Genomic DNA, 6,414 nt, shown 5'->3' with positions numbered 1-6,414 from the left:
GGACCACGCGGTTCGTTCACGGCGTCAGCCGCACTGGCTGGGCGCAACGATACGGCCGAGGTCCTTCAGAACCTTGAGTTGGCCGTTGTCCACCTGAACGATGAGCACGTTGAGGTCGGCGTGGCGGTCCGAGGCGCGCAGATCCACCTCGCCATTGCCCGACATCAGCGACTGCCCGACCATCGCGGCAAGGATCTTTTCCTTGTCGTCGGCACCCGCCTTCTTGACGCCTTCGATGAAGAAACGCGTCAGCGTGTAGTGCGCGTCGGTGGTGTTGGAGACCACCGCATTCGCGCCGTAGCGGGTATGGAAGCGCTGCACGAAGGCCTTCGCCTCCGGCTTGTCCAGATTGGCGATGAAATTGGACGGCGCGACGATGCCGTTCGATTCCGCCTCGGAGAGACCGGCCACGTAGTTCTCGTTGAAGCCGAAGAAGATGATCTTGATCTTGCTCTGCAGCCCGGCGGCGGCGAACTGCTTGACGAAGGTGACGGCGTCGGCGCCGACGATGGTGATGACCACGACGTCGGCGCCGGCGCTTTCGATCTTGCGCAGAGTGGCCGCGTAATCCTTGGCGCCCCAGGGCGTGTATTCTTCGCCAACCACCTTGGCCTTCGCCTTCTCGACTTCCTCGCGGAAGGCCTTGTTCATCTTCTGCGGCCAGACATAGTCGCTGCCGACGAGATAGAACGCCTTGCCGAGGTTCTCCACGGCATAGGGCACCAACGGGTTGACCCAGTGCGCCGGCAAGGCGCTGTAGCAGGTCACATAGCGGCTGCAGACACCGCCCTCATAGTCGGTGGCATAGAGCAGCGGTGTCTTGTAGCGCTCGATCGTCGGCAGCATGGCGTCGCGGTTGGCGCTGGTGACGGGCCCGATGATGGCGGCGACCTTGTCGCGGCGGATCAGTTCGCTGGTGCGCTCAACCGCGGTCTTGGGATCGGTGCGGTCATCCGCCTTGACGATCTCGAACATGCGCCCGCCGAGCACGCCGCCCGCCTCGTTGGCCTCCAGAAGCGCCATTTCAGCGCCCTGGAACCCCTGCTGACCAAGCACCTCGAGGCCGCCCGAGAAAGGTTGCAGAATGCCCACCTTGATGGGGTCTCCGGCAGCGCGCGCGACATAGGGCATGGCCAGGCCGGCCAGAGCGCCGGCAGCGCCGGTGAACAGGACCTTGCGGCGTGAAATCCTCAAATTCAGATGCATCTCGTTCTCCTCCAGATCTGGATGCCTGCTTGCCGAGTCTACCTCTCGGCTATGTCTGCTCGGCAGCGCCGGGCAATCCCCATGCGACGTCCGACCCCGGGAATGGCCTCGGAGAAACCGGCAAACAGATGACTGTCAGCACGTTGCCGCACCCCGTGAGTGGCGTGACGACTGAGACTGGGTCAATGCACAGGTCCACCTAACGCGCCCCTCGCGCGGTCGATTATTTGTTTGTAGTCAAACAAGATTATGGGTGTTCAAACAATCTGTCAATCGCGCGACGTGCTATGCGGACGGTAGCACCGGCTTGCCCGACAATTGCTTATAAGCCTTGCAGCGTCGAGGAAGTAGTCGACAGGGAAGCGGATCGGAACGCCCTCGAGCGCCGCCGCCAACATTTCAAGGTGAGCGTCGAACCCGGCGCATGCCTTTGCGATATCCTCGCCTGAGGGCAGTCGCAGGGTCAGCACGAGCTGTGTCCCTCCCTCAGTTGCCCCCAACTCCCAACGCAGAGGTCGTACAGGGCCGTCGCCGCTGCTCCATGAATACTCCAACAGCCGCGGCCGATCCAACTGCAGCACGACGCTCTCGATCGTCCTTCCACTGTCCGCGAAGTCGATCTGAACCGCACCGCCGACGCTTAGCTCGATGGAGCCCGGCGCGAGCCATTGGGGAAGTGCCGTTGCGTCGGTAAGCATTCGCCAGACAGTATCCTGATCGTGCGCGAAAAACCGCTCAAGCCGTGCCTCAAGATCGTCGCCGACATACCCAATTCTAACGGTCCGAGCGGTTTGCTGTATCGACATTTCAGATCAGGCCTCCAACCGGCCAATAGCCGCCGGACTGCCTTTTACTTGGGTTGTCAATCTGGATTTATGCACCGCTGCCATCCTTCTCTGGCACCTCGACGTCAACTGACCCCAAGATAGCGTCCAGGCCGATGATTGACCGCCAGAATGAGGTTGAGGACTGTCGCGCTGAGAACGGACAGCAACAGCCTGTCGGGCGCCAGGATCACGAACGCGACGGAAAGGATTGCGAGATCGACGGCCAGTTGAAAGTAGCCAGCGCGCAGTCCCAAATTCTCCTGAAGGAAAATGGCGAGAATGTTGATGCCGCCCAAACCCGTGCGGTGGCGAAATAGCATCAGCATGCCGACGCCGCACAGGGCTCCGGCCATGACGGCAGCGTAGGTCGCGTCCAACTGGGCAAATGTCACCCATTCGCTCGTGAGGCGCGAAAAGAGCGAAACGAGGCTGACCGCAACGAACGTCCGCGCGACGAACGCGCCGCCCAGTCGTCTCCAACCGAGCAGGGCAGATTGATCAGCGAGAATCCAAGCCAGAATTGGACGCCGGTCGTGTATTGGAGCAAGAGCGCGACTCCAGCCATGCCGCCCACAACCAGCACTGCCTTGGTATAGATGGTGGTGCCCAGCGCAACCATAAGACTGCCCAGAACCAGAGCGAGCGCGTCTTCATGCAAACCATGCTTCTCCGTCACCGGGCCTTCCTCCGCCTGCGCGTTCTTTCGCTTGGCGATATCCTGTTTTCTTGACGATGCGCGGTCTTTGTCCGGGCGCAAAGACGGCGGCTAAACCTTCCGTGCACGACTGGTTGGGTGCGGCTTGCCCGCCGGCAAAGCCGTTCCGAGGGCCCGAAGGCCACGGGACGGCGATCTGCTTGTCTCTGCGCGGCTGGCCCCGCCCGCCAATGCTGGATTACAGCGAACCTGTCGCGACGCCCTTGTCTGAGCGGCCCGTATTGGCGAACCGTTAGCTCCCGCGGAAATCGCCGGAGGCGCCGAACACTATGAGGATCGCGGCCAAAGAAATCAGAACAGGCGGGCCGCCGGTCAGATTGATGACGACCACCCAAGCACCCGTGACCGCGCCGGCAATGATGGAGCGCACAACGATCTCAAGCCACCTCGGCACCAACCGCGCTCCCACCTCGGGATTGATAAGGGTCGCGAACCGTCGAGCTGCAGTCGAGCAGACATTCCAGCGCCGCGAACCGATCGGACGGCAGACGAGGCAGTTCGATTTCCAGGGCGAGGCCGGCTGCAAATTCTCGGAACGCCGCGAGATTGATGGCGGGAACACCGATCAGCACCGGCACGGAAAGTTCGAGCGCTTTGGCGATCAGAGCCCTGAAGCCACCGCCTTCGACCTCGGTCTTGCCGAATTTGCAGAGAACCAGGAGATCGGTCTGCTCGGACAACTCCGCTCCCGCAGCTTCACAGGCGCCGAGTAGCCGATCGATATTCAAGACACAGCCGCGGGCATGGGGTCCTCGATCATCGGATATGCCGTGAAGCTCACCCGTCGCGAGATCCCGCAGATGCATGTCGCATTTCACGCGATCCGGTTTCTTTTCGCTTAGCTGGACAAGGCCGGCCAATCGCATCTCCCGCTCGGCCATGATGGCGGTCATTTCCCGCAGGAAGGACTCGAACTCCGCGCCGTCTGAATAAACGATCGCGGTAATGGACCAGTCAGGACGAACGCTCTGCATGGGAGAATCTCCTTCAGTTTGCATTTCTTGCCGGCCGCGTAGCAGACGCGGGGTAGCTCCGATGCAGCGGGATTGGTGAGGCGATATCCAAGACCATCGGTCTATCTCCCAAACATTCCATGGCTGAACGGAAGCACCTCGACGGACATGCCAGGCTCAATTGGCGTCGACGCGCCGGGCACGATCGCAATGGCGTCGGCCGACACCATCGGCATCATTCTGTGCGAGCCCTCCGGCCCGCTGCGGCTGGCGGTCAATCGACCCTGCTCGACATTCAGGCGGACCGGCACCAATTCCGTGCGATCCGGCTTGCGGGAACATGTGAAGGCCAGCTCGGCCGTGATCCGTCTCGCCGGCACCTGACCGAGGAGGGTCGCCACGATCGGGCGCACGAAGGCCAGCGCGCCAAAAGCCGCGGCCTGCGGATTGCCTGGCAATCCGACGAAGCATGCCTCCCCTATCTTGCCGATAGCCAACGGCTTGCCGGGCTTCATCGCCACCTTGACGATCTCGAGTCGGCCTCCGGCCCGCCCTATGGCGTTGCGCACGTGGTCCTCCTCGCCAACCGACATGCCGGCGGTCGTGATGATCAGATCCGCCGACTTCGTGCTGTCTTCGAGCACCCGTGCGATGGCCGCGGAGTCATCGCGAGCAGTCGATAACGCGATATCGGTGCTGGGCTCTCTCAGGAGAGCAGCGAGAAGCGGACCGTTGGAGTCGAAGATCGCACCGGGTGCAAGCGACCCGCCGGTCTTGCGAAGCTCGGAGCCGGTCGTGACGACAGCGATCCGCACGCGACGCGCAACGGGGACATGATCAATTCCGATCGCCGCAAGAAGCGCGATTTCCGGCCAGCCGATCATGCAGCCTGGACGAAGGATGCAGGCTCCTTGGCGTACGTCCTCGCCGGCCCTGCGGATATTCGCGCCTGGCGCCACGTCGAACGCGAACCGCACGAGATCGCCCCGCCGCGTCGTTTGCTCCTGCATGACGACCGTGTCAGCGCCCTCGGGCAATGCCGCGCCCGTCATGATGCGGTGGGCGGCGCCTGGAGCCAGCACACCCGGCGGATCGCCCGCGCTCGTGCGGCCTATTGCGGGGAGAACCAGGGGCACGCCTCTCCTGCCGGCCAGGCTTATCGCATAGCCGTCCATCGCCGCTTGATCGAAAGGCGGAATAGCGCGGGGCGCTTCGATGGAAGCTGCCAGGATACGTCCGACGGCATCGGCCAACGGCACCATTTCCGACTGGTCCAGCGGCCGTGCCAATGCGATGGCTACGCTTCGCGCCGTTTCGAAGGGCAGCGCGCCTGCGCCCGCGCAGAAGCAACTGTCGGGCAGTATTGCTGGCGCGGTCATGCCTCGATGTCCGGCAGCGTCTTTTCGAGAATTGCGCGCATGGCCGCAAGACCCGGATCTGGCGCACGGTTCATGATGCCGATGAGTTGCGTCCAAAGATCGTCGGAGGCGGTGTCTATGAAATTGCGAACGGCCGAGCCGACGATTTCGGCCGGCGAACGACCGGACACATCGGCGGCGGCGGTCAACCGCGCGGCCAAGGCCGGCTCATCGAACGCGGCGACGATGGCCATGGCCGCTCTGGGGTCTTCCAGCGAGGCGATGATATCTCCAAGCATCGCGTCCGCCTCACTGCACCAGCGGCGAGGATGCGCCGTCGAGGACAATTCCGCCGATGTCCGCCCGGCCGACAAGCAGCGAGACATATTGCGCCGTCGCCTGCCGGTTGACGTGCTCGGCCAGGTAGGTCGCGATGCGCTCCCGCACGGCCTCGAACGGCAGCTGGCGACCGTCTATGCGCCGCGTGAGCCGAATGAGGTGGACGCCGTAACGCGTCTCGACCGGCGCCGAGACGCCGCCTGGTGCGAGATCGACGAGAGCGGCCTCGAATTCCGGCGTCGTGTCGCCCGGCCCGATCTGGCCGAGGCTGCCGCCAACAGCTCCCGAGGGGCAGTCCGAGCAGTCCCTCGCCAGCGCCGCGAAACGCTCAGGCGCCGCCGCCAGGCTGGCCCCGAGCGACAGCGCCTTTTCCCGCGCGGCGGCGAAGGCTTCGCGATCATCGCGGCGAGCCGCTATGAGGATATGGTCGGCTTCATAGAGCGGGGGCGTCACGAAGCGGCGAAGATTGTTCTCGTAGAAGCGCCGCAGCATCTCCTCGTCCGCTTCGGGAACGCGGACCTCGCGCTCGATCAGGCCGCGCACCAGCGCGTCCTCGGTGGTCTCCCTGCGTCCATCCTGGTCGGTCCTCTGCTCGATGGCGATATCGAGGCGTCGGGCCTCCTGCAGGAGCAACTCGCGGATGACGAGCGCGCGGGTTGCCGCACGCCAGCCCTCGCCAGGACTGCGGGCGGGAAAGTTCTGCACCTCGGCGGCGATCGCCTTGCGCGATATCGCCGCCCCGTTGACGGTCACAGGCGGCATCGCCACGCGTTCACGGGACGGCGCCGTGTCGGGAGTCGCGGGCCGGTGTTCGTGCGGATGCTCGGACGCTTTGCGGCTAGCCGAATGGTCGATGACGAGCGCGGCCATGATCTACTCCGCAGGCTGGTGGGAAGGAGTGGCAGCGGGCCGCCGCGCCGGCGCGGACGACCGCACCGCCGGCGCTGGCACGGCCGGCCGGCGGGTCGCAAAGCGTGTGCGCACGACCTGATAGCCCGGGCGGCCGAGATACCAGA

At 64.1% G+C, this 6,414-nt stretch carries 10 protein-coding genes; 1 reads left to right on the top strand and 9 read right to left on the bottom strand.

Annotation, left to right across the window (positions count from 1 at the left end; all coding sequences use genetic code 11):
- Positions 1-24 precede the first annotated feature (24 nt).
- From EOD07_RS17755 to EOD07_RS17725, 9 genes are all read right to left on the bottom strand, one after another.
- Entirely contained in the window at positions 25-1,206 is a 1,182-nt protein-coding gene (locus EOD07_RS17755; RefSeq protein WP_127236394.1) for a substrate-binding protein, read from the bottom strand.
- A 269-nt stretch (positions 1,207-1,475) separates the two neighbouring features.
- Positions 1,476-2,012: an SRPBCC family protein gene (locus EOD07_RS17750; RefSeq protein ID WP_127236393.1), complete on the bottom strand. Its 537-nt coding sequence runs from the start codon at positions 2,010-2,012 to the stop codon at positions 1,476-1,478.
- 104 nt (positions 2,013-2,116) lie between these two features.
- A complete protein-coding gene (locus tag EOD07_RS17745; RefSeq protein ID WP_348627773.1) occupies positions 2,117-2,503 on the bottom strand; it encodes a YitT family protein in 387 nt (128 codons plus the stop codon).
- Positions 2,422-2,790, bottom strand: a complete 369-nt coding sequence (locus EOD07_RS39215; protein ID WP_348627772.1) for a hypothetical protein — start codon at positions 2,788-2,790, stop codon at positions 2,422-2,424. The genes EOD07_RS17745 and EOD07_RS39215 overlap by 82 nt, the downstream gene beginning before the upstream one ends.
- A gap of 190 nt (positions 2,791-2,980) precedes the next feature.
- Positions 2,981-3,118, bottom strand: coding sequence for a hypothetical protein (locus EOD07_RS37670; RefSeq protein WP_164772319.1), 138 nt, complete (start codon positions 3,116-3,118; stop codon positions 2,981-2,983).
- A 7-nt stretch (positions 3,119-3,125) separates the two neighbouring features.
- Positions 3,126-3,722: a DUF2478 domain-containing protein gene (locus EOD07_RS17740; RefSeq protein WP_164772318.1), complete on the bottom strand. Its 597-nt coding sequence runs from the start codon at positions 3,720-3,722 to the stop codon at positions 3,126-3,128.
- A gap of 101 nt (positions 3,723-3,823) precedes the next feature.
- Positions 3,824-5,080: a gephyrin-like molybdotransferase Glp gene (gene glp / locus EOD07_RS17735; protein ID WP_127236391.1), complete on the bottom strand. Its 1,257-nt coding sequence runs from the start codon at positions 5,078-5,080 to the stop codon at positions 3,824-3,826.
- Positions 5,077-5,313, bottom strand: coding sequence for a hypothetical protein (locus tag EOD07_RS17730; protein ID WP_245470200.1), 237 nt, complete (start codon positions 5,311-5,313; stop codon positions 5,077-5,079). Before EOD07_RS17730 ends, glp begins: the two co-directional genes overlap by 4 nt.
- 55 nt (positions 5,314-5,368) lie before the next feature.
- Positions 5,369-6,268, bottom strand: a complete 900-nt coding sequence (locus EOD07_RS17725) for a peptidylprolyl isomerase (protein ID WP_127236390.1) — start codon at positions 6,266-6,268, stop codon at positions 5,369-5,371.
- On the opposite strand from EOD07_RS17725, the gene EOD07_RS39075 reads away from it, so the two are divergent.
- Positions 6,267-6,389 (top strand): hypothetical protein, encoded by a 123-nt coding sequence (locus tag EOD07_RS39075; protein WP_281059062.1) that lies wholly within the window; start codon positions 6,267-6,269, stop codon positions 6,387-6,389. The genes EOD07_RS17725 and EOD07_RS39075 overlap by 2 nt on opposite strands.
- The last annotated feature ends 25 nt before the right edge of the window (positions 6,390-6,414 follow it).

It is taken from the genome of Mesorhizobium sp. M2C.T.Ca.TU.002.02.1.1 (assembly GCF_003997225.1).
Note: the sequence above shows the minus strand (reverse complement) of the source record. Positions and strands in the feature narration are given on the sequence as shown.